The sequence below is a fragment of the Variovorax sp. ISS6 genome, from assembly GCF_056523145.1.
Window position 1 is genome coordinate 1,372,696 of the sequence record NZ_JAWRZC010000001.1, and the last position, 19,792, is coordinate 1,392,487.

Here is a 19,792-nt window from a genome sequence, read left to right on the forward strand (position 1 = left end):
ACGGGACTGCTCTTTCAAGGATTGAAAAATGGCAAAAGGTAAATTCACCCGCACGAAGCCGCACGTGAACGTGGGCACGATCGGTCACGTTGACCATGGCAAGACGACGCTGACGGCCGCGATCGCGACGGTGCTGTCGTCGAAGTTCGGCGGCGAAGCGAAGGCCTACGACCAGATCGACGCTGCGCCCGAAGAAAAGGCCCGCGGCATCACGATCAACACCGCGCACGTCGAGTACGAAACGGCCAACCGCCACTACGCACACGTCGACTGCCCCGGCCACGCCGACTACGTGAAGAACATGATCACCGGCGCCGCCCAGATGGACGGCGCGATCCTGGTGTGCTCGGCCGCCGACGGCCCGATGCCCCAGACGCGTGAGCACATCCTGCTGGCTCGCCAGGTGGGCGTGGGCTACATCATCGTGTTCCTGAACAAGTGCGACATGGTCGACGACAAGGAACTGCTCGAGCTGGTCGAGATGGAAGTCCGCGAACTGCTCGACAAGTACGAATTCCCCGGCGACGACACCCCGATCATCCACGGCTCGGCGAAGCTGGCCCTGGAAGGCGACAAGGGCGAGCTCGGCGAAGGCGCGATCATGAAGCTGGCCGAAGCGCTGGACACGTACATCCCGACGCCCGAGCGCGCCGTGGACGGCACGTTCCTGATGCCCGTGGAAGACGTGTTCTCGATCTCGGGTCGCGGCACGGTGGTGACCGGCGCTGTCGAGCGCGGCGTGATCAAGGTCGGTGAAGAAATCGAAATCGTGGGCATCCGCCCGACGGTCAAGACCACCTGCACCGGCGTGGAAATGTTCCGCAAGCTGCTGGACCAGGGGCAAGCCGGCGACAACGTGGGCGTGCTGCTGCGCGGCACGAAGCGCGAAGAAGTCGAGCGCGGCCAGGTGCTGTGCAAGCCCGGTTCGATCAAGCCGCACACGCACTTCACCGCCGAGGTGTACGTGCTGTCGAAGGACGAAGGCGGCCGTCACACGCCGTTCTTCAACAACTATCGCCCGCAGTTCTACTTCCGCACGACGGACGTGACCGGCGCGATCGAGCTGCCGAAGGACAAGGAAATGGTCATGCCTGGCGACAACGTCAGCATCACCGTGAAGCTGATCAACCCGATCGCGATGGAAGAAGGCCTGCGCTTCGCCATCCGCGAAGGCGGCCGTACCGTGGGTTCGGGCGTCGTGGCCAAGATCCTCGACATCTAAGCCGAACGCAAAGGAAACACCATGGCAACCAAGCAAAAAATCCGCATCCGCCTGAAGGCGTTCGACTACAAGCTGATCGACCAATCGGCCGCCGAGATCGTCGACACCGCGAAGCGCACCGGCGCGATCGTCAAGGGCCCGGTGCCCCTGCCGACTCGCCTGAAGCGTTTCGACATCCTGCGCTCGCCGCACGTCAACAAGACCAGCCGCGACCAGCTCGAGATCCGCACGCACCAGCGCCTGATGGACATCGTCGACCCCACCGACAAGACCGTGGACGCGCTGATGAAGCTCGACCTGCCGGCCGGCGTCGACGTCGAGATCAAGCTGCAGTAAGCAGCATCGAACGAAGCCCGCTCGCGCGCCGAGCGCGGCATCGCTCCTCGAGGCCCGTTCACAGAAATGTGAGCGGGCCTTTGTCATTTGCGCGTCGTCTGTGGCATCCTCGCGCACCACCGGCCATCGATGCGTTGGCCGGAGCTGAATGAGGGCAGCACAAGCTATGAGCCACAGGATTCTTTCTGGTATCGGTTCGGCGTCGATTGCCGCGGCGCTCCTCGCAGGTTGCGGTGGAGGCGGCGGTGGTGGCGGCGGTGGAATCCCGATCGGTTTTCCGCCCCCGGTAATCGGTGGGGTCACGCTCAGCGGCAAGGCCACCTACGACTCGGTGCCCAACAACAGCGGGCCGCTGGTCTATTCGGCCACCGTCGCGAAGCCGGTGCGCGGCGCCTTCGTCGAGGTGCTCGATGCACTGTCGAACCAGGTCGCGGTGACGGCCACCGACGCCAACGGCAGCTATTCGGTGTCGGTGCCAGCGAACAGCACGGTGAGCGTTCGTGTCCGAGCCCAGCTCCAGACCGCGGCGTGGGACGTCAGCGTGCGGGACAACACCGGCGCCAACACACCGCTCTACTCGATGCAGTCGGCCGCCTTCGCGACCGGCTCCGCGGCGCTGACGCGCGACCTGCGCGCGGATTCGGGATGGGGCGGCTCGAGCTATACCGGGCCCCGCGTATCGGCACCGTTCGCGGTGCTCGATACGGTCTACACCTCGATGCTGAAGGTGCTGTCGGTGGCGCCCGCGACGAACTTCCCGCCGCTGAAGGTGTTCTGGAGCCCGAACAACGTGCCGAGCGGCGGCAGCCTCGCGCTCGGTCAGATCGGCAGCACCTTCTTCACCAACCGCAGCACCGGCCGCGAGATCTACGTGCTCGGCAAGGAGAACGTGGACACCGACGAGTTCGATGCGCCGGTGATCGCGCACGAGTGGGGGCACTACTACCAGTCGTCCTTCAGCCGGGACGATTCGGTCGGTGGATCGCACGACCTGAGCGACCGCCTCGATCGCCGCGTGGCCTTCTCCGAAGGCTGGGGCAACGGCTGGTCGGGCATTGCGCTCGGCCGCAGCAACTATGTCGATTCCCGCGGCGAAGGGCAGGTCGCGCCCGACGTCAGCGTGTCGGTCAACCTGGCGGTGGGGCCATCCAGCAATCCGGGCTGGTACCGCGAGCGCTCGATCCACTCGATCTTCTGGAATCTCAACCAGCAGGTGGGCTTCAAGCCGATCCACGATGCGATGACCAGCGCGCAGTTCAGGGGCGGCGCCGCCGTGACCTCGATCCATCCGTTCACCGCGGCCTTCAATGCGGCGGCGCCCGGCAGCGCGTCGGCATTGGCGGGCCTCCTGAGCGCGCAGAACATCAGCGCCGGTGCCAACGATCCGTTCGGCGAAGCCGAGGGCAACGGCGGTGGAACGCCGAGCGTGCCGAACGCACTGCCCCTGTACGGCAGCGCCGTGGTGGGCTCGCTCGCCAATGCCTGCGTCTCGACCGTGGCGGGACGCGGCAACAAGCTGGGCAACTACGCCTACCTGCGCTTCGTGGCACCCACCACGCGCGAGTACCAGATCTCGGTGGCGTCGAGCGCGCCGACGGTGAATCCGGATTTCGCCGTGTTCCGCGCCGGCCAGATCCTGCGGTCGGGCAACAAGGTCAGCCTGCCGGCCGGCGAGTACGTGCTGGCCGTCACCGATCTCAACAGCTCGGGCGCGAACTGCATCAGCGTCGCGATCCAGTAAGAGGAATGATGGCCATGACGATTCGCTCGAACACACGGACCGCCATCGCGGCGCTCTCGCTGGCGGTGCTGACGACCTGGGCGCTGGCCGACGGCACGCCGGACTCGCGCGTGCACAAGCGCGTGCCGCACAAGGCGGCGGCGGCACCCATGACCACGGCCGTGCAGAAGTCAAACGGCGCCGGTGTCGCGGTGCAGTACCGTGTCGACGGAGTGCCGCGGGCGGGGAGCGCCACGTCGGTGGTGCTGCAGTTCGACGACGTGACCGATCCGCAGGGCGCGTCGGTGCGCTTCACCGCGGACCCCGGCCTGACGCTGCGAAACGGCGCGCCGCTGACGCTTCCCGCCGGCCAACGCAGCACCGCGACGCTGTCGGTCATCGGCGAATCGGACGGGCTGCGCTACCTGAACGTGTTCGTGACCCAGGGCGGCGCGAGCAGCGCCATCTCGATCCCGATCCAGACCGGAGCGGCACCGTTGATGAAGCCGCAGGGCGACACCCAGACCACTAAGGAAGGCGACAGCATCGTCACGATGCCCGCCAAATAGGCAAAAAGCGGCCTCCAGGAGCCGTTGCAGCCGCCCCGAAAGGGGCCTTTTCCAGCACTTGCAACCCGCGCAGGACGCGGGCTATAATCGCTGGCTCTGCCCTTGTTGCGTCCGCAAGGTACGTGCAGGTCGGAGATTTATCAACCTTCCCCCGTTGCCGCGAGTCGGTCATACGACTTCGGTCAAACGCTGTCGCCAATTGAAGTGGCAGCGGCGGGAGAAGCTTCCATTTTTTGGAGAAAACACATGAGTCTGAGCAACTCCCTCGGGTTGCTGGGCCGCAAGGTGGGGATGATGCGTCTCTTCACCGATGACGGGGACGCAGTTCCTGTCACGGTGGTGGATGTGTCGAACAACCGCGTGACCCAGATCAAGTCGCAAGAGACCGATGGCTACGTCGCACTGCAAGTGACGTTCGGTTCGCGCAAAGCATCGCGCGTGACCAAGCCCGAAGCCGGCCACCTCGCCAAGGCGGGTGTCGAAGCTGGCGAAATCATCCAGGAATTCCGCGTCACCGCAGATACCGCAGGTCAGCACCAGGCTGGCGGCGTGATCGCGGCCGGCAGCGTGTTCTCCGTGGGCCAGAAGGTGGACGTGCAAGGCACCTCCATCGGCAAGGGCTACGCCGGCACGATCAAGCGCCACAACATGAGCTCGCAGCGCGCGTCGCACGGTAACAGCCGTTCGCACAACGTGCCCGGCTCGATCGGCATGGCACAGGACCCCGGTCGCGTGTTCCCCGGCAAGCGCATGACGGGCCACCTCGGCGACGTCACCCGCACGACGCAGAACCTGTCGGTGTTCCGCATCGACGAAGCGCGTCAACTGCTGCTCATCAAGGGCGCGATCCCGGGTTCGAAGGGTGGCTTCGTCACCGTGCGTCCCGCCGTCAAGGCTAAGCCGCAAGCGGCTGAAGGAGCGAAGTAATGGAACTCGAACTCCTGAACGAGCAAGGTCAGGCCGCGTCGAAGTACGACGCCCCCGAAACCGTGTTCGGCCGTGACTACAACGAAGACCTGGTCCACCAGATCGTCGTCGCATTCCAGGCCAACGCCCGCCAAGGCACGCGCGCCCAGAAGGACCGCGAACAGGTCAAGCACTCGACCAAGAAGCCTTTCAAGCAAAAGGGAACGGGCCGCGCCCGTGCCGGTATGACGTCCTCGCCGCTGTGGCGCGGGGGTGGCCGGATCTTCCCGAACATGCCTGACGAAAACTTCTCGCAGAAGATCAACAAGAAGATGTACCGCGCCGGCATGGCGTCCATCTTCTCGCAACTCGCTCGCGAAGGCCGTCTGGCCGTGGTCGATTCGATCAAGGTCGACTCGCCCAAGACCAAGCCGCTGGCTGCCCGCTTCAAGGCGATGAATCTCGACTCCGTGCTCGTGATCGCCGAAGAAGTCGACGAGAACCTTTACCTTGCCTCGCGCAACCTGGTGAACGTCCTCGTGGTCGAGCCGCGCTACGCAGACCCGGTGTCGCTGGTGCACTACAAGAAGGTGCTGGTCACCAAGGGTGCCGTCGACAAGCTCAAGGAGATGTTCGCATGAGCCGCGTGAACCCCACCCCTGCTCAACGTCAGTTCGACGAAGGCCGTCTCATGAACGTGCTGGTCGCCCCGATCGTGTCCGAAAAGGCCACGATGGTCGGCGAGAAGTCGAACGCTGTCACTTTCAAGGTGTTGCAAGACGCCACCAAGCCCGAGATCAAGGCCGCCGTCGAACTGATGTTCAAGGTCGAAGTCAAGGGCGTGTCGGTTGCCAACATCAAGGGCAAGACCAAGCGCTTCGGCAAGTCCGTCGGCCGCCGCGACCACGTTCGCAAGGCCTACGTCACGCTGAAGGCCGGTCAAGAGCTCAACCTCGTCGGGGAAGGCGCTTAATCATGGCCGTCATCAAGATGAAACCCACTTCGCCGGGCCAACGCGGCGCGGTGAAGATCTCGCGTGACCACCTGTACAAGGGTGCTCCGCTCGCATCCCTGCTGGAACCCCAGTTCCAGAAGGCCGGCCGCAACAACAACGGCCACATCACGACCCGTCACAAGGGCGGCGGTCACAAGCACCACTACCGCGTGGTGGACTTCCGTCGCAACAAGGACGGCATCCCGGCGAAGGTCGAGCGCATCGAGTACGACCCGAACCGCACCGCCCACATCGCGCTGGTCTGCTACGCCGACGGCGAGCGCCGCTACATCATCGCCCCGCGCGGTCTGGAAGCCGGTGCAACGCTGCTGTCGGGTTCGGAAGCTCCGATCCGCGCCGGCAACACGCTGCCGATCCGCAACATTCCGGTGGGTTCGACGATCCACTGCATCGAACTGCAGCCCGGCAAGGGCGCGCAGATCGCCCGCTCGGCCGGTACCTCGGCCACGCTGCTGGCCCGTGAAGGCGTCTACGCTCAGGTCCGCATGCGTTCGGGCGAAGTCCGCCGCATTCACATCGAATGCCGCGCGACCATCGGTGAAGTGGCCAACGAAGAACACAGCCTGCGCCAGCTTGGCAAGGCCGGTGTGAAGCGCTGGATGGGTATCCGCCCGACCGTTCGCGGCGTGGTGATGAACCCGGTCGACCACCCGCACGGTGGTGGCGAAGGCAAGACCGGCGAAGGCCGTCACCCTGTCGACCCGTGGGGCAACCTGACCAAGGGTTACCGTACCCGTAACAACAAGCGCACGCAGGTCTTCATCGTGTCGCGCCGCAAGAAGTAAGGGATAGCAAATGACTCGCTCTCTCAAAAAGGGTCCGTTTGTTGACCATCACCTCGTTGCCAAGGCCGACAAGGCCGTGACGACGAAGGACAAGAAGCCGATCAAGACCTGGTCGCGCCGCTCGATGGTCCTGCCCGAATTCATCGGCCTGACCATTGCCGTGCACAACGGCAAGCAGCACGTGCCCGTGTACATCACCGACCAGATGGTCGGCCACAAGCTCGGCGAATTTGCGCTCACGCGCACGTTCAAGGGGCACCCCGCGGACAAGAAAGTCCAGAAGAAGTAAGGAACGACCATGTCTGAAACACGTGCAGTCCTCCGCGGTGTCCGCCTCTCGGTCGACAAGGGCCGTCTGGTCGCCGACCTGATCCGCGGCAAGAAGGTCGATCAAGCGCTCAACATCCTGCAATTCACGCAGAAGAAGGCCGCTGTGATCGTCAAGAAGGTGCTCGAGTCGGCCATCGCCAACGCGGAGCACAACGACGGTGCCGACATCGACGAACTGAAGGTCAAGACCATCTACGTCGAACAGGGCGCCACGCTCAAGCGCTTCACGGCGCGCGCCAAGGGTCGCGGCAATCGCATCAGCAAGCCCACGTGCCATGTGTACGTGACGGTTGGCAACTAAGAGCCTGGAAGAAATATGGGACAGAAAATCCATCCGACCGGCTTCCGTCTGGCGGTTACCCGTAACTGGTCCAGCCGCTGGTACGCCAGCGACCGTGATTTCGCGGGCATGCTGGCCGAAGACATCAAGGTTCGCGAATACCTGAAGAAGAAGCTGAAGAACGCTTCGGTGTCGCGCGTCCTGATCGAGCGTCCCGCCAAGAACGCCCGCATCACGATCTACTCGGCTCGTCCGGGCGTCGTGATCGGCAAGAAGGGCGAAGACATCGAGAACCTCAAGCGCGAACTGGGCCGCCAGCTCGGCGTGCCGGTGGCAGTGAACATCGAGGAAGTGCGCAAGCCCGAAATCGATGCCCAGCTGATCGCCGACAGCATCACGCAGCAGCTCGAAAAGCGGATCATGTTCCGCCGCGCCATGAAGCGCGCCATGCAGAACGCCATGCGTCTGGGTGCCCAGGGCATCAAGATCATGTCGGCTGGCCGCCTGAACGGCATCGAAATCGCTCGTACCGAGTGGTACCGCGAAGGTCGCGTGCCGCTTCACACGCTGCGCGCCGACATCGACTACGGCACCTCGGAAGCCAAGACCACCTACGGCGTCATCGGCGTCAAGGTGTGGGTCTACAAGGGCGACACCCTGGGCCGCAACGACCTGCCCGCCGTCGAGACCCCGCGTCCCGAGGAAGAGCGTCGTCCGCGTGGTCCGCGCCGCGATGGCCGCCCGGGTGGCGACCGTCCGGGCGGTGACCGCCGCGGCGGCCCGCGTGCCGGTGCCCGTGGCCCGATCGGTGGCAACACCGCGCCCGCCGACGGCAGCGACAAGCCCGCAGAAGCAACCGGCGGTGCCGGTGCAGACTCGAAACCCGCCGTTAAGCGCGTCCGCAAAGCCGCGCCCGCTGCAGCAGCGGACGGTGCCAAGACCGAGTAATCGGTCTGTAGCCCCGGGTGTGCATCCGCACAGGAAGCCCGGGGCAGTCCTCACGGAGTAACAAGACATGCTGCAACCTGCACGCAGAAAGTTCCGCAAGGAACAAAAGGGCCGCAACACCGGCGTCGCCACCCGGGGCAACTCGGTGGCCTTCGGTGACTTCGGTCTGAAATGCACCGACCGCGGCCGCCTCACGGCGCGCCAGATCGAAGCCGCTCGCCGCGCGATTTCGCGTCACGTGAAGCGCGGTGGCCGTATCTGGATCCGCGTGTTCCCCGACAAGCCGATCTCGACCAAGCCCGCAGAAGTGCGGATGGGTAACGGCAAGGGCAACCCCGAGTACTACGTCGCCGAGATCCAGCCCGGCAAGATCGTGTTCGAGATCGTCGGCGTGCCCGAAGAACTCGCCCGCGAAGCCTTCCGCCTGGCCGCTGCCAAGCTGCCGCTGCGCACGACGTTCGTCTCGCGCCAGCTCGGCGCCTGAGAGGAGAACATCCATGGCAACACGTAAGAAGAAAGAAGCCGCGGCTCCGGCCAAGGTGAGCAAGGCAGCAGCACTGCGCGAGAAGGACGTCGCCGGTCTGCAAGCCGAAATCAAGGATCTGCAGAAGGCCCATTTCGGCCTGCGCATGCAGAAAGCCACGCAACAGCTGTCGAACACCTCGACGCTGCGCGTGACGCGTCGCGACATCGCGCGCGCCAAGACCGTTCTTGCTCAGAAGCAGCAAGAAACCCAAGCCGCCAAGTAAGGAGTGAACATGACGGAAGCTAAAAAATCCCTCAAGCGCACCTTGATCGGCAAGGTGGTCAGCGACAAGCGTGCCAAGACCGTGACCGTGCTGGTCGAGCGCCGTGTGAAGCACGAGCTCTACGGCAAGATCGTGGCGAAGACCAGCAAGTACCACGCCCATGACGAAAAGGGCGAGTACAAGCTGGGCGACACCATCGAGATCACGGAAAGCCGTCCGATCTCGAAGACCAAGAACTGGGTCGTGACCCGTCTGGTCGAGAAGGCCGTCCTGGTCTGATCCCCCTCGGGTAAGCCGGCTCCGCGAGGCAGCCGGCAGTCCATCGCGAAACGGCCCACAATGTGGGCCGTTTTTCTTTTTCCAGGAGCACTTTCAAATGATCAAAGTCGGCGACACCCTTCCCTCGGCCACCCTGCAGGAGTATTCCGAAGTCGAGGGCGAAGGCTGCAGCATCGGCCCGAACCCCGTCGACGTGAGCAAGGCAACGGCCGGCAAGACGATCGCGCTGTTCGCGCTGCCGGGCGCCTTCACGCCCACCTGCTCGGCCAAGCACGTGCCCGGCTATGTGCAGCACTTCGACGACTTCAAGGCCGCGGGCGTGGACGAGATCTGGTGCGTGAGCGTGAACGACGCCTTCGTGATGGGCGCCTGGGCGCGCGACCAGAAGACCGGCGCCAAGGTGCGCATGCTGGCCGACGGCAGCGCAGACTTCGCCAAGGCCACCGGCCTCACGCTGGACCTTACGGGCCGTGGCATGGGCCTGCGCAGCAACCGCTACTCGATGCTCGTGAAGGACGGCAAGGTCGCGACGCTCAATGTCGAGGCACCGGGCAAGTTCGAGGTCAGCAACGCCGAGACGCTGCTGGCGCAAGCCAAGGGCTGAAGCGGCGAAGCCGGGGCGACGCCTACAGGTCCACCTTCAGGTAGTGCGCCCCCGCGATGGGGTTGTGATAGAAGGGCGGCACCTCTGCGAAGCCCAGGTCCTCGTAGAGGGCGCGTGCCGACTCCATCTCGTCGAGCGTGTCGAGCAGCACGCAGCCGTAGCCCGCGCCACGCGCCGCGTCGAGGATCGCCTCGGCGAGCTGGCGGCCCAGCCCCAGGCCGCGAAAGCCCGGGCGCACGTACAGGCGCTTCATCTCCGCCGCATTCACGTAGTCCGCGCTGTCGAGAGGCCGCAGCGCGCAGCAGCCGGCCACGTGCGCGACCCGGCCATCGGCGCGCACCAGCGTGGGCGTGGCGCGGCCGGCCTCGTCCTTGACGTGCGCCGGATCGACCAGCGCCAGCAGCAGCGTGCCGCGCGGCTCGACGTATTCGCCCGGCAGCGCGGCCAGTTCCTGGTCGAAATTCTGGAAATCGAGATCGATGCCCAGCGAGGCGGCGTAGTCGCGGAAGATGAGGCGCGCGGCCTCGAGTTCGTGGGCCTCGTCGGGCGTGAGCAGCACGACGGCCGGCGTGTCCGACAGCGGCAGGGGGCGTGAGACCGAGGAGCTCATGCGCGCAACGACGAAACCCAGTACGCGACGCCCGCGCACAGCAGCGCGAGCACCAGCGCGAGGCCGCGCGACGCGGCGTCGTCGCGGCTGCCGGCGACGGGCGCGGCACGATCGGCGGCGGCGATGTCCTTGTCGCCCGAGAGCATCGGCGCGACCAGCCGGTGGCGCTTCACCAGCACGTAGAACAGCACCGCGAGCACGTGCAGGCTCGCGAGCGCGATCACGATCCACTTGCCCTGCGTGCTGTGCCAGCCCGTGGCCAGGCTCACGAGATCGCCCGAGACGAAGCGCGTGAGCGGCCCCGCGGCCGAGATCTCGTCGTCGGCCACGAGGCCGGTGGCCACCTGCAGCGCCAGGATCGCGAGCACCGCGAACACCGACAGCGCGCCCAGCGGCGTGTGGCCGATCAGGTGGTCGGGATGGGCGCGGCCGCGCAGGTAGGCGAGGAGCGAGCCCGGCGCGTAGACGAAGGCCGCGAAGCGCGACCAGCGTCCGCCGACGAAACCCCAGACCAGCCGGAACAGCAGCAGCGCGAGCACCGTGTAGCCGAGGCGGAAATGCCATTCCATGACGCCGCCGAGGCCGGTGGCGATCAGCCCGATCACGGCGGCGGCCAGGGCCCAGTGGAACAGCCGGGTCGGCAGGTCCCAGACGCGTGTTCGGGTGGCCTGGCGAGACGCCGCGGCCGCGGGGGAGTCGGTCATCGAAGGAGGGGGGAGCGCAAGGCTGCGGAAGGCGCAGATTAGCAAAGTCCGGGCCGTCCGCTCCATCGGGTTGTTGCTATGCGCGCCGGCCGGCCTGCCCCTACACTGCCGCGCAGGTGCCGCGCCCGACGGCATCACCCACGATTTCCCCACGTCAGGAGGACCCCGATGATCCGACTCGCCACCTTCGCGCTGGCCGCCGCCTGCGCCGCCACCACCCTGCCGGCCGCGGCCCAGTTCGCGAAGCCTGAAGACGCCATCAAGTACCGCCAGAGCGCGCTGTTCGTCATGTCGCAGCACTTCGGCCGCCTGGGCGCCATGGCCAATGGCCGCGCGCCCTACGACGCGGCCGCCGCCGCGGCCAATGCCGAGGTGGTGGCCGACATGGCGAAGCTGCCCTGGGCCGGCTTCGGCGCCGGCACCGAGGGCGGCAAGGCCAAGCCCGAGGTCTGGAAGGAAGCGCCGAAGTTCAAGGAGCACCAGGACAAGCTGATCGCCGAGACCGGCAAGCTGCTGGTGGCCGCCAAGGCCGGCAACATCGATGCGCTCAAGGCCCAGTTCGGCCCGACCGCCGCGAGCTGCAAGGCTTGCCACGACAGCTTCCGCGACCGCTGATCCGCCATCGCTTGCCCCAACGAAAAAGGCGCTGCCCGGTCACGGGCAGCGCCTTTTTGGCGGGCAGGAGGAGGGCTCAGGCCTCGGCCAGCAGCTTCTCGATCAGCTTGTGCAGCTCGGCGAAATCGGGTTCGCCCACGTAGCGCTTGACTATCTGGCCCTGCTTGTTCACGAGGTAGGTGGTCGGCGTGAGCTTCACGTCGCCCCAGGCCTGCGCCACGCTGCCGGTGTTGTCGATCGCCACCTTGAACGGCAGCTTGCGGGTTTCGGCGAAATTGACGACGTAGCTCGGCGGGTCGTAGCTCATGGCCACCGCCAGCGTGTCGTAGCCGCGCGCCTTGTACTTGTCGTAGGTGGCGATCACCTTGGGCATCTCGCCGACGCAGGTCACGCAGCTGGTGGCCCAGAAGTTGACCAGCGTGACCTTGCCCTTGAGGTCCTCGGTGCTCTTTTTCGTGCCGTCGAGCAGCACGAAGGTCGAGGCGGGCGCCGCGGTGGTGCCCGAGCCGAGGTACACCCCCACGCCGGTGGCCAGGGCGACGGCAACGGCGGCTGCGATAACGTACTTTTTCATGGCTGCTGACTGAGTGGGGCGGCGCGATTCTAGTTCCGTGCGTCCGAACGTGCAGGCGCGCGCGACAGTCTCCGTGGAACGGTGGATCGATAATCCGATCCCCATGCCGCTGCCCACCTCCCGTCTTCGCCGCCGTGCGCGCGCCGCCTGCGCCGCCGCCGCGGTCCTCGCGCTCGCGGCCTGCAGCCCGACCTTCAACTGGCGCGAAGTCCCGGTGGCCGAGGCCGGCCTGGTCGCGCTGCTGCCCTGCAAGGCCGACCGCGCCACCCGCGCGCAGCCGCTGGGCGCCGAATCGGTGCAGGTCGACATGGCCGGCTGCGAGGCCGGCGGTGCCACCTTCGCGATCGCGCATGCCACCGCCGCCGATGCCGCCCAGGCCGAGAGCTGGCTGCGCGCCTGGCAGCTCGCCACGCGCGAGCAGCTGCAGGGCGCGGCCACCACCGAGGCGCCCGCCACGGTGCCGCGCGCCGCCCCCGTGCCCGCGCCGCTGCGGCTCGACGCGCCGGCCACGCCCACGGGGCAGCCGCTGCAGGTGCTGTGGTTCGCCCAGGCCGAGACCCGCTCGACGCCGCCGGGCGCCGTGTCGCTCTACCAGGCGATGGTGCTGGGCCGGCCCTCGTCGGGCGAGGCCGCCAAGACCTTCTTCGAAGGACTGCGGCTGCCATGAGCCGCGCGCGGCGACGGTTTCGATCGTGCGTCGCTGCCGCGCGCCGGGGCGTCCGTTGCGCAATGGCCAAGCTTGCGGGCTGGCGCGTTATGTCGTCTATCTACTTCCTCCGGGCGCCCCCGCATAATCGAAGCGCCGTCCCCCGAGCCGCATGAACAGCATCCTCATCATTGCCCATTCGCCGTTCGCACAAGCGTTGCGGAAGTGCGCGCTGCATGTGTTTCCCGACAGCGAGAACGCCATCGTCGCGCTCGACGTGCTGCCCAACGTGCCGCCCGAGGAAACCCTGGCGGCCGCGCGCATCACGCTCGCGCAGCAGCTCAACGGGCCGCGCGTGCAGGTGCTGGTGCTGGCCGACGTGTTCGGCGCCACGCCCTGCAACGTGGCGCAGAAGCTGGTGGACGGCGTGCGCTCGCGGCTCGTGGCGGGCGTCAATCTTCCGATGCTGCTGCGCGCCGTGACCTACCGGCACGAGCCGCTCGACGTGCTCGTGCAGCGCGCCATCACTGGCGGCACTTCGGGCGTGATGCAAGTGGCGGTGGCGGCACCGCAGAACCAGGCCAAGAGAAAGCACAGTGATCAAGAAATCCGTGACCATCAGCAATAAGCTGGGACTGCATGCGCGCGCATCGGCCAAGCTGACCAAGCTCGCCGGCAGCTTCCCCTGCGAGGTGTGGCTCTCGCGCGGTGACCGCCGCATCAACGCCAAGAGCATCATGGGCGTGATGATGCTGGCCGCCGGGCTCGGCTCGACCGTCGAGCTCGAGACCAACGGACCGCAGGAAGAAGAAGCGATGAACGCCATCGTCCAGCTCATGGACGACAAGTTCGGCGAGGGCGAATGACCTTCGCAGTCCACGGCCTCCCCGTCGCCCGTGGCATCGCCATCGGCCGCGCGGTGCTGGTGGTGTCGAGCCGCATCGACGTGGCCCACTACTTCATCAAGCCCGAGGAGATCGAGACCGAGATCGACCGGGTGCGCATCGCGCGCAACGAGGTGGCCGAGGAACTCGCCAAGCTGCAGACCAGCGTCGCGCAGATGGGGCCCAACGACGCGCCGCACGAACTCGCGGCGCTGCTCGAGGTGCACCAGCTGCTGCTGCAGGACGAGGCGCTGACCGGCGGCGTCAAGCACTGGATCACCGAGCGGCTCTACAACGCCGAGTGGGCGCTGACCACGCAGCTGGAGATCGTCGCGCGCCAGTTCGACGAGATGGAGGACGAGTACCTGCGCGAGCGCAAGGCCGACCTCGAGCAGGTGGTGGAGCGGCTGCTGCACCGCATGAAGGGCACGGCCGCGGTGCTGGCACCGAGCCCGCCGCGGCGCAAGCGCGCCTCGTCCGACGAGGACGACGACCTCACCGCGGGCGACGGCATCGACGTGCCGCTGGTGCTGATCGCGCACGACCTCTCGCCGGCCGACATGCTGCAGTTCAAGAAGAGCGTGTTCGCCGGCTTCGTCACCGACGTCGGCGGACGCACCTCGCACACCGCGATCGTGGCGCGCAGCATGGACGTGCCGGCCGTGGTCGGCGCGCGCACCGCGAGCCAGCTGGTGCGGCAGGACGACTGGGTCATCATCGACGGCGATGCCGGCGTGATGATCATCGATCCCTCGCCGATCATCCTGGCCGAGTACGGCTTCAAGCAGCGCCAGGGCGACCTCGAGCGCGGGCGCCTCGCGCGGCTGCGCCACAAGCCGGCCGTCACGCTCGACGGCCAGCGCGTCGAGCTGCTCGCCAACATCGAGATGCCAGAGGACACGGTGGGCGCGATGAAGGCCGGCGCGGTCGGCGTGGGCCTGTTCCGCAGCGAGTTCCTGTTCATGGGCCGCGAGTCGTCGGCGCGCCAGACCCGGCTGCCCGACGAGGAGGAGCAGTACCAGGCCTACAAGCGCGCGGTCGAGGGCATGCAGGGCATGCCGGTCACCATCCGCACCATCGACGTGGGCGCCGACAAGCCGCTGGACAACAAGTCCGCCAACAAGCAGGAGCACCTGAACCCCGCGCTCGGCCTGCGCGCCATCCGCTGGAGCCTGGCCGATCCCGCGATGTTCCTCACGCAGTTGCGCGCCATCCTGCGCGCGGCCGCGCACGGCGAGATCCACCTGCTGATCCCGATGCTCGCGCATGCGAGCGAGATCCGCCAGACGCTGGCGCTGCTCGCGCTCGCGCGCACCGAGCTCGACAACCGCGGCGCGGTGCACGGCCAGGTGAAGCTCGGCGCCATGATCGAGATCCCGGCCGCGGCGCTCACGCTGCGCACCTTCCTGAAGCACTTCGACTTCCTCTCGATCGGCACCAACGACCTGATCCAGTACACGCTGGCGATCGACCGCGCCGACGAGTCGGTGGCGCACCTCTACGACCCGGCCCATCCGGCGGTGCTCAAGCTGGTGGCCGACACCATCGCGGAGTGCCGGCGCCAGGGCAAGGCCGTGGCGGTGTGCGGCGAGATGGCGGGCGACGTCGCCTTCACGCGGCTGCTGCTGGGCCTGGGGCTGCGCAGCTTCTCGATGCATCCCTCGCGCATCCTCGCGGTCAAGCAGGAGGTGCTGCGCGCCGACACGAGCAAGCTCGAGGCCTGGGCGCGCTCGGTGGTCGACTCGGACGATCCCGCCACCATGCTCGCGGGCTGAGCGCCGCGCGCGCTTCAAGCCCGCCGCAATAAAACGAAACACGCCGAAACCGCGGCGAAAGGACTTGCCGCGCGCCGGCAAGCACGATCAGGCCTTCTCTTCACCAACCCTGAAAGGCCCGATCCATGAAGCTCTCCCTGACCCAGGCTGTCGCCGTCGCCTCCTTCGCCATGCTCGCCGCCGCGGGCGCCAAGGCCGAAAGCTATGACGGCGTGCACCAGGCCGTGTCGGCCAAGACCCGCGCCGAGATCAACGAGGAAGCCGTGCGCGCCGCCGCGGCACCGAACCAGAACGTGACGCGCGGCTCGCGCGGTCCCGAGACCGTGGCGCGCTCCACCGACCGCGCCAGCGTGGTGGCCGAGGCAGTGCGCACCGCGGCCGCGCCCGACCAGAACGTGAGCTCGGGTTCGCGCGTCAACAGCAAGGTGATCTCGACGCTGCAGAACCCGGTGGACGCACGCGCCGCCGCCTCGCGCGACGCCAGCAAGCTCTGAGCGACACGGCCCTTCGCGCCCCCGGAAGCAAGCGACGCATCGGCGTCGCTTTTTCGTTTCGGCCCTCCGGCCTCGCATCGCAATAAAACGAAACACGCCGATACCGCGGTGAAAGGACGCGAAGCCGCCCCGAAAGCACCATCGAGCTTCCTCCTCCAACACACACAAGGACCCGTCATGAAACACTGGATCAAACGCACGCTCTTCGGTTTTGCCGGGCTCGCCGTGGTGGCCGGCAGCGTCGCCGGCTGCGCCGGCCATCGCCACGGCTGGAACGGCGACAGCGCCGAGTTCCGCGCCAAGATGGTCGAGCGCGTGGGCAGCAAGCTCGACCTCGATGCAGCGCAGAAGCAGAAGCTCACCGTGCTGGCCGAGAAGCTGCAGGCGCAGCGCCAGGCCCTGCGCGGCGCCGACGGCTCGGGCGACCCGCGTTCGCAGTTCCGCGCCCTGTTCGCCGGCAACAAGCTCGACCAGGCCGGCGCCACGCGCCTGGTCGACGAGAAGACCGCGGCGCTGCGCAACGGCAGCCCCGAGATCATCGCGGCCGCGGCCGACTTCTTCGACCACCTGAACCCCGCGCAGCAGCAGAAGGTGCGCGAGTTCATGGAGCGCGGCGGACGCCGCTGGAGCCGCCAAGGCTGATGCACCGGCGGCCCCGTCCCCCGGCCGGGGCCGCATTCCCATCCTTTCCGGGGCCCGGCGCCCTCCACCTGATGCGAGCACACCATGAAGACCATCGAACCGAACCTGGCCGACCTGATCGCGCTGCGGCGCCAGGCCGCGCGCCGCGCGAGCGATGCCGCGACCGATGCGCAGGAAGGCGCCGCGACCGGCGGCGTGCGCACCACGCTGCGGCTCGAGGCGCTGGCCGTGCTGGCGGGCGCGCTGATCGCCTACGACCGCACCGGCAGCGGCTGGGGCCTGTTCGCGCTGCTGTTCCTGCTGCCCGACCTGTCGATGCTCGGCTACCTGGCCAATGCACGCATCGGCGCGCGGGTCTACAACCTCGCGCACTCGTACCTGGTGCCGCTGGGCATCGGCGCGCTGGGCCTGCTGGTGGCGCTGCCCTTCGCGCTGCCGCTGGCACTGGTCTGGGCCGCGCACATCGCGTTCGACCGGACGCTGGGCTTCGGCCTCAAGTACGAGGCGGGCTTCGGCTTCACGCACCTGGGCCGCGTCGGAAGGCAGGACCCATGGTGAGCGCGCGTCCCGACGATGTCGTGCGGCCCGTGCTGCGCCCCGCCGTCGCGCGCACCTGGCTGCTGGCCGAGGCGCTCGCGCTCGGCACTGCCTCGGCCGTGCACGCGGGCCGGCTGATCCCCGGCTTCGCGCATGCGCAGGCGCGCACGGCCGAGGCCGTGATCGCGCTGGTGCTGGTGGGTGCCGCGGCCGCGAGCTGGCTGCGCCCGGCCTGGACGCGCTGGTTCGCGATCCGTGCCCAGGGCTTCGCGCTGCTCGGCACGCTGGTGGGCCTGTTCACCATCGCGATCGGCATCGGGCCGCAGACCGTGCCCGATGTCGCCTATCACCTGGTCCTGCTCGCCGCGCTCGCGGCCGGCCTCGTCGTGGCGGTGCGATGCCGGGCGGGTTGATCATCAGCCAGCTCCTGGCCAGGAGGCACAATCCGCCCATGCCGCGCATCCTGCTGATCGACGACGACGAGCATCTCGGCGCGCCGCTGGCGAGCTACTTCGCGCGCTTCGGCTGCACGCTCGAGAGCGCCGTGCGGCCCAGCGAAGGCCTGGCGCGGCTGCGCGCCGAGAGCTTCGACGCCGCCATCCTCGACGTCATGCTGCCCGAGATGGACGGCTTCGCGCTGTGCCGCGAGATCCGCAAGGAAAGCGACATCCCGATCGTGATGCTGACCGCGCGCGGCGAGGTGATGGACCGCGTGGTCGGCCTCGAGCTCGGTGCCGACGACTACGTGCCCAAGCCCTTCGAGCCGCGCGAGCTGGTGGCGCGCGTGCAGACCATCCTGCGGCGCCAGCGCGTCGCGCCGCCCGCGGCGGCCGCGTCGCAGCAGCGCGTGTTCGACGGCCTGGCGATCGACCTCGACCGGCGCCTGGTGCTGCGCCAGGGCGAGCGCGTCGACCTCACCGGCACCGAGTTCGAGCTGCTGGCGCTGCTGGCGGCCGAGCCCGGCAAGGTGTTCAGCCGCGACGACATCCTCAACCGGCTGCGCGGCCACGAGGCCGAGCTCTACACGCGCGCGGTCGACATCGTGGTGAGCCGCCTGCGCAAGAAGCTCGAGCCGCTGGACTGCATCAAGACGCTGCGCAACGCGGGCTACGCGCTGGCCGTGGCGCCCGGCGAGCCTTCTTCATGAACTTCCGCCGCAGGGAACGCCGCGATCGCGAGGGCGCGTGGCACGCCTTCGCCTGCCGCCGTGACGAGCTGCACCGGCAGTGGCATGCGCAGTGGCACGAGAAGGTGCAGGGCAAGCGCCGCTGGCGCCGCTCGCTGCGCATCCGGCTGGTGATGATGTTCGTGCTGCTCGCGGTGGTCATGACCGGCGTGTTCCTCGCGGGCATGAAGAAGTCCTTCTCCACCGGCTGGGCCGAGGCCGCGCAGCCGATGCTGGTCGACTACGCCGACCGGCTGGTGGCCGAGCTCGGCACGCCGCCCGACGTGTCGCGCGCGCAGGCGCTGGTCGACCGCCTGCCGATCACCATCCGCATCGTGGGGCCGACCGTCAACTGGGATTCCAATCCCGGCGAGCACGGCACGCGCGGCGGCTGGATGCGCGACCACGACGAATCGATGTGGGGCGACAAGTGGTTCATCCGGCCCACGGCCGACGGCCACCGCGTGATCTTCGGCTGGGCGCCGCGGCTGTGGCAGATCGCGCCGCGCGCGGCCGGCTGGGCCACGCTGAGCCTGCTGCTGCTGCTCGTGGTGCTGGGCTATGCCTACGTGAGCCGGCTGCTGCGGCCGCTGATCGACATCCGCGAGGGCGCGCAGCGCTTCGGCCGCGGCGACTTCGAGCGACCGATCCCGGTGCGGCGCAACGACGACATCGGCGACCTCGCGGAACACATCAACACCATGGCCCACGACATCCAGGCCATGCTCGATGCCAAGCGCGGCCTGCTGCTGGCGCTGAGCCACGAGCTGCGCTCGCCGCTCACGCGCGCGCGGCTCAATGCCGAACTGCTGCCGTCCACGGCCGAAGGCCGGGCCGAGCGCGAGGCGCTGCTGCGCGATCTCAACGAGATGCGCGACCTGATCAGCGACCTGCTCGAGAGCGAACGGCTCGCGAGCCCGCACGCGGCGCTGCAGCGCGAGCGCATCGACCTCGCGGCGCTGGTGCGCGAGACCGTGGCCGAGATGCCGGCCGCGCGCGAGGTCCACCTCGACCTCGCCGAGGGCCTGCCGGCCCATTCGGTGGATCGCATGCGCATCCGCCTGCTGGTGCGCAACCTGCTGGACAACGCGCTGCGCTACAGCACCGAGGCGCCGCGTCCGCCGAGCGTGTCGGTGCGCGCCGTGCTCGAGGGCCAGGCGCAGGGCGTGGAGATCGAGGTGCGCGACTTCGGCCCGGGCGTGGACGAGGCGCAGCTCGAGCGGCTGACCGAGGCCTTCTACCGCACCGACGGCGCGCGCCAGCGCGCCACCGGCGGCGTCGGCCTGGGCATGTACCTGTGCCGGCTGATCGCCGAGGCGCACGGCGGCAGCCTGCGGGTGCGCAATGCCTCGCCGGGGCTGCAGATCGTGGTGCGGCTGGGCTGAGCGCGGGCCTGGCTGTCG

The 19,792-nt window shown here is 68.0% G+C and carries 29 protein-coding genes; 26 read left to right on the forward strand and 3 right to left on the reverse strand.

Annotated elements, in window-relative coordinates:
* The first annotated feature begins 28 nt into the window (after nt 1-28).
* The 15 genes from tuf (at nt 29) to AC1HIL_RS06415 (ending at nt 9,743) form a co-directional block, all read left to right on the forward strand.
* The gene (gene tuf, locus AC1HIL_RS06345; protein WP_093356177.1) at nt 29-1,222 is read left to right on the forward strand and encodes an elongation factor Tu; all 1,194 of its coding nucleotides are present in this window, start codon (nt 29-31) and stop codon (nt 1,220-1,222) included.
* 21 nt (nt 1,223-1,243) lie between these two features.
* Entirely contained in the window at nt 1,244-1,558 is a 315-nt protein-coding gene (gene rpsJ, locus AC1HIL_RS06350) for a 30S ribosomal protein S10 (protein ID WP_057596142.1), read from the forward strand.
* A gap of 331 nt (nt 1,559-1,889) precedes the next feature.
* Nucleotides 1,890-3,299: a hypothetical protein gene (locus AC1HIL_RS06355; protein WP_479671403.1), complete on the forward strand. Its 1,410-nt coding sequence runs from the start codon at nt 1,890-1,892 to the stop codon at nt 3,297-3,299.
* 14 nt (nt 3,300-3,313) lie between these two features.
* Nucleotides 3,314-3,847, forward strand: coding sequence for a hypothetical protein (locus AC1HIL_RS06360; protein ID WP_422099714.1), 534 nt, complete (start codon nt 3,314-3,316; stop codon nt 3,845-3,847).
* Between the two features lie 246 nt (nt 3,848-4,093).
* Nucleotides 4,094-4,774: a 50S ribosomal protein L3 gene (gene rplC, locus AC1HIL_RS06365; protein ID WP_057596145.1), complete on the forward strand. Its 681-nt coding sequence runs from the start codon at nt 4,094-4,096 to the stop codon at nt 4,772-4,774.
* The gene (rplD, locus tag AC1HIL_RS06370) at nt 4,774-5,394 is read left to right on the forward strand and encodes a 50S ribosomal protein L4 (RefSeq protein ID WP_057596147.1); all 621 of its coding nucleotides are present in this window, start codon (nt 4,774-4,776) and stop codon (nt 5,392-5,394) included. The genes rplC and rplD overlap by 1 nt, the downstream gene beginning before the upstream one ends.
* Entirely contained in the window at nt 5,391-5,726 is a 336-nt protein-coding gene (rplW, locus tag AC1HIL_RS06375; RefSeq protein WP_057596149.1) for a 50S ribosomal protein L23, read from the forward strand. The genes rplD and rplW overlap by 4 nt, the downstream gene beginning before the upstream one ends.
* 2 nt (nt 5,727-5,728) lie before the next feature.
* Nucleotides 5,729-6,553 (forward strand): 50S ribosomal protein L2, encoded by an 825-nt coding sequence (rplB, locus tag AC1HIL_RS06380; RefSeq protein WP_057596151.1) that lies wholly within the window; start codon nt 5,729-5,731, stop codon nt 6,551-6,553.
* A 10-nt stretch (nt 6,554-6,563) separates the two neighbouring features.
* On the forward strand, nt 6,564-6,842 hold the full coding sequence (gene rpsS, locus AC1HIL_RS06385; protein WP_007838132.1) for a 30S ribosomal protein S19: 279 nt from the start codon (nt 6,564-6,566) through the stop codon (nt 6,840-6,842).
* Between the two features lie 9 nt (nt 6,843-6,851).
* Complete coding sequence (gene rplV, locus AC1HIL_RS06390; RefSeq protein ID WP_019657678.1) at nt 6,852-7,184, forward strand: 50S ribosomal protein L22; 333 nt, start codon at nt 6,852-6,854, stop codon at nt 7,182-7,184.
* A gap of 15 nt (nt 7,185-7,199) precedes the next feature.
* A complete protein-coding gene (rpsC, locus tag AC1HIL_RS06395) occupies nt 7,200-8,111 on the forward strand; it encodes a 30S ribosomal protein S3 (protein WP_057596153.1) in 912 nt (303 codons plus the stop codon).
* 67 nt (nt 8,112-8,178) lie between these two features.
* On the forward strand, nt 8,179-8,595 hold the full coding sequence (rplP, locus tag AC1HIL_RS06400; RefSeq protein ID WP_057596155.1) for a 50S ribosomal protein L16: 417 nt from the start codon (nt 8,179-8,181) through the stop codon (nt 8,593-8,595).
* 55 nt (nt 8,596-8,650) lie between these two features.
* Nucleotides 8,651-8,860: a 50S ribosomal protein L29 gene (rpmC, locus tag AC1HIL_RS06405; RefSeq protein WP_057596180.1), complete on the forward strand. Its 210-nt coding sequence runs from the start codon at nt 8,651-8,653 to the stop codon at nt 8,858-8,860.
* 9 nt (nt 8,861-8,869) lie between these two features.
* Entirely contained in the window at nt 8,870-9,139 is a 270-nt protein-coding gene (gene rpsQ, locus AC1HIL_RS06410; protein ID WP_015867662.1) for a 30S ribosomal protein S17, read from the forward strand.
* Nucleotides 9,140-9,236: 97 nt separating this feature from the next.
* On the forward strand, nt 9,237-9,743 hold the full coding sequence (locus AC1HIL_RS06415) for a peroxiredoxin (RefSeq protein WP_057596157.1): 507 nt from the start codon (nt 9,237-9,239) through the stop codon (nt 9,741-9,743).
* 22 nt (nt 9,744-9,765) lie between these two features.
* Here AC1HIL_RS06415 and AC1HIL_RS06420 read toward each other — a convergent pair whose 3' ends face one another.
* Together AC1HIL_RS06420 and AC1HIL_RS06425 are read right to left on the reverse strand one after the other, a co-directional pair.
* On the reverse strand, nt 9,766-10,353 hold the full coding sequence (locus AC1HIL_RS06420) for a GNAT family N-acetyltransferase (protein ID WP_093350209.1): 588 nt from the start codon (nt 10,351-10,353) through the stop codon (nt 9,766-9,768).
* Nucleotides 10,350-11,057, reverse strand: coding sequence for a cytochrome b/b6 domain-containing protein (locus tag AC1HIL_RS06425; protein WP_479671404.1), 708 nt, complete (start codon nt 11,055-11,057; stop codon nt 10,350-10,352). The genes AC1HIL_RS06420 and AC1HIL_RS06425 overlap by 4 nt, the downstream gene beginning before the upstream one ends.
* Before the next feature lie 168 nt (nt 11,058-11,225).
* Between AC1HIL_RS06425 and AC1HIL_RS06430 the strand changes: the two genes are divergently transcribed.
* On the forward strand, nt 11,226-11,672 hold the full coding sequence (locus tag AC1HIL_RS06430) for a c-type cytochrome (protein WP_057596160.1): 447 nt from the start codon (nt 11,226-11,228) through the stop codon (nt 11,670-11,672).
* A gap of 76 nt (nt 11,673-11,748) precedes the next feature.
* Here AC1HIL_RS06430 and AC1HIL_RS06435 read toward each other — a convergent pair whose 3' ends face one another.
* Entirely contained in the window at nt 11,749-12,246 is a 498-nt protein-coding gene (locus AC1HIL_RS06435) for a TlpA family protein disulfide reductase (RefSeq protein WP_057596161.1), read from the reverse strand.
* Nucleotides 12,247-12,349: 103 nt separating this feature from the next.
* Here AC1HIL_RS06435 and AC1HIL_RS06440 point away from each other — a divergent pair, with 103 nt between their 5' ends.
* From AC1HIL_RS06440 to AC1HIL_RS06485, 10 genes are all read left to right on the forward strand, one after another.
* Nucleotides 12,350-12,913: a hypothetical protein gene (locus tag AC1HIL_RS06440; RefSeq protein WP_296735068.1), complete on the forward strand. Its 564-nt coding sequence runs from the start codon at nt 12,350-12,352 to the stop codon at nt 12,911-12,913.
* Between the two features lie 151 nt (nt 12,914-13,064).
* A complete protein-coding gene (locus AC1HIL_RS06445; protein WP_057596163.1) occupies nt 13,065-13,520 on the forward strand; it encodes a PTS sugar transporter subunit IIA in 456 nt (151 codons plus the stop codon).
* Nucleotides 13,489-13,758 (forward strand): HPr family phosphocarrier protein, encoded by a 270-nt coding sequence (locus AC1HIL_RS06450; RefSeq protein WP_057596164.1) that lies wholly within the window; start codon nt 13,489-13,491, stop codon nt 13,756-13,758. The genes AC1HIL_RS06445 and AC1HIL_RS06450 overlap by 32 nt, the downstream gene beginning before the upstream one ends.
* Nucleotides 13,755-15,551 carry a phosphoenolpyruvate--protein phosphotransferase gene (gene ptsP, locus AC1HIL_RS06455; RefSeq protein ID WP_057596165.1) on the forward strand — a complete coding sequence of 599 codons (1,797 nt, stop codon included), beginning with the start codon at nt 13,755-13,757 and terminating at the stop codon, nt 15,549-15,551. The genes AC1HIL_RS06450 and ptsP overlap by 4 nt, the downstream gene beginning before the upstream one ends.
* Before the next feature lie 125 nt (nt 15,552-15,676).
* A complete protein-coding gene (locus AC1HIL_RS06460) occupies nt 15,677-16,045 on the forward strand; it encodes a hypothetical protein (RefSeq protein WP_057596166.1) in 369 nt (122 codons plus the stop codon).
* A 177-nt stretch (nt 16,046-16,222) separates the two neighbouring features.
* On the forward strand, nt 16,223-16,687 hold the full coding sequence (locus AC1HIL_RS06465; protein WP_057596167.1) for a Spy/CpxP family protein refolding chaperone: 465 nt from the start codon (nt 16,223-16,225) through the stop codon (nt 16,685-16,687).
* Between the two features lie 84 nt (nt 16,688-16,771).
* Nucleotides 16,772-17,245, forward strand: coding sequence for a DUF4260 domain-containing protein (locus AC1HIL_RS06470; RefSeq protein WP_261215569.1), 474 nt, complete (start codon nt 16,772-16,774; stop codon nt 17,243-17,245).
* A complete protein-coding gene (locus AC1HIL_RS06475; protein ID WP_409976582.1) occupies nt 17,239-17,637 on the forward strand; it encodes a hypothetical protein in 399 nt (132 codons plus the stop codon). The genes AC1HIL_RS06470 and AC1HIL_RS06475 overlap by 7 nt, the downstream gene beginning before the upstream one ends.
* 38 nt (nt 17,638-17,675) lie before the next feature.
* Entirely contained in the window at nt 17,676-18,371 is a 696-nt protein-coding gene (locus tag AC1HIL_RS06480; RefSeq protein WP_057596169.1) for a response regulator transcription factor, read from the forward strand.
* The gene (locus AC1HIL_RS06485; protein ID WP_057596170.1) at nt 18,368-19,774 is read left to right on the forward strand and encodes a HAMP domain-containing sensor histidine kinase; all 1,407 of its coding nucleotides are present in this window, start codon (nt 18,368-18,370) and stop codon (nt 19,772-19,774) included. The genes AC1HIL_RS06480 and AC1HIL_RS06485 overlap by 4 nt, the downstream gene beginning before the upstream one ends.
* Nucleotides 19,775-19,792 lie beyond the last annotated feature (18 nt).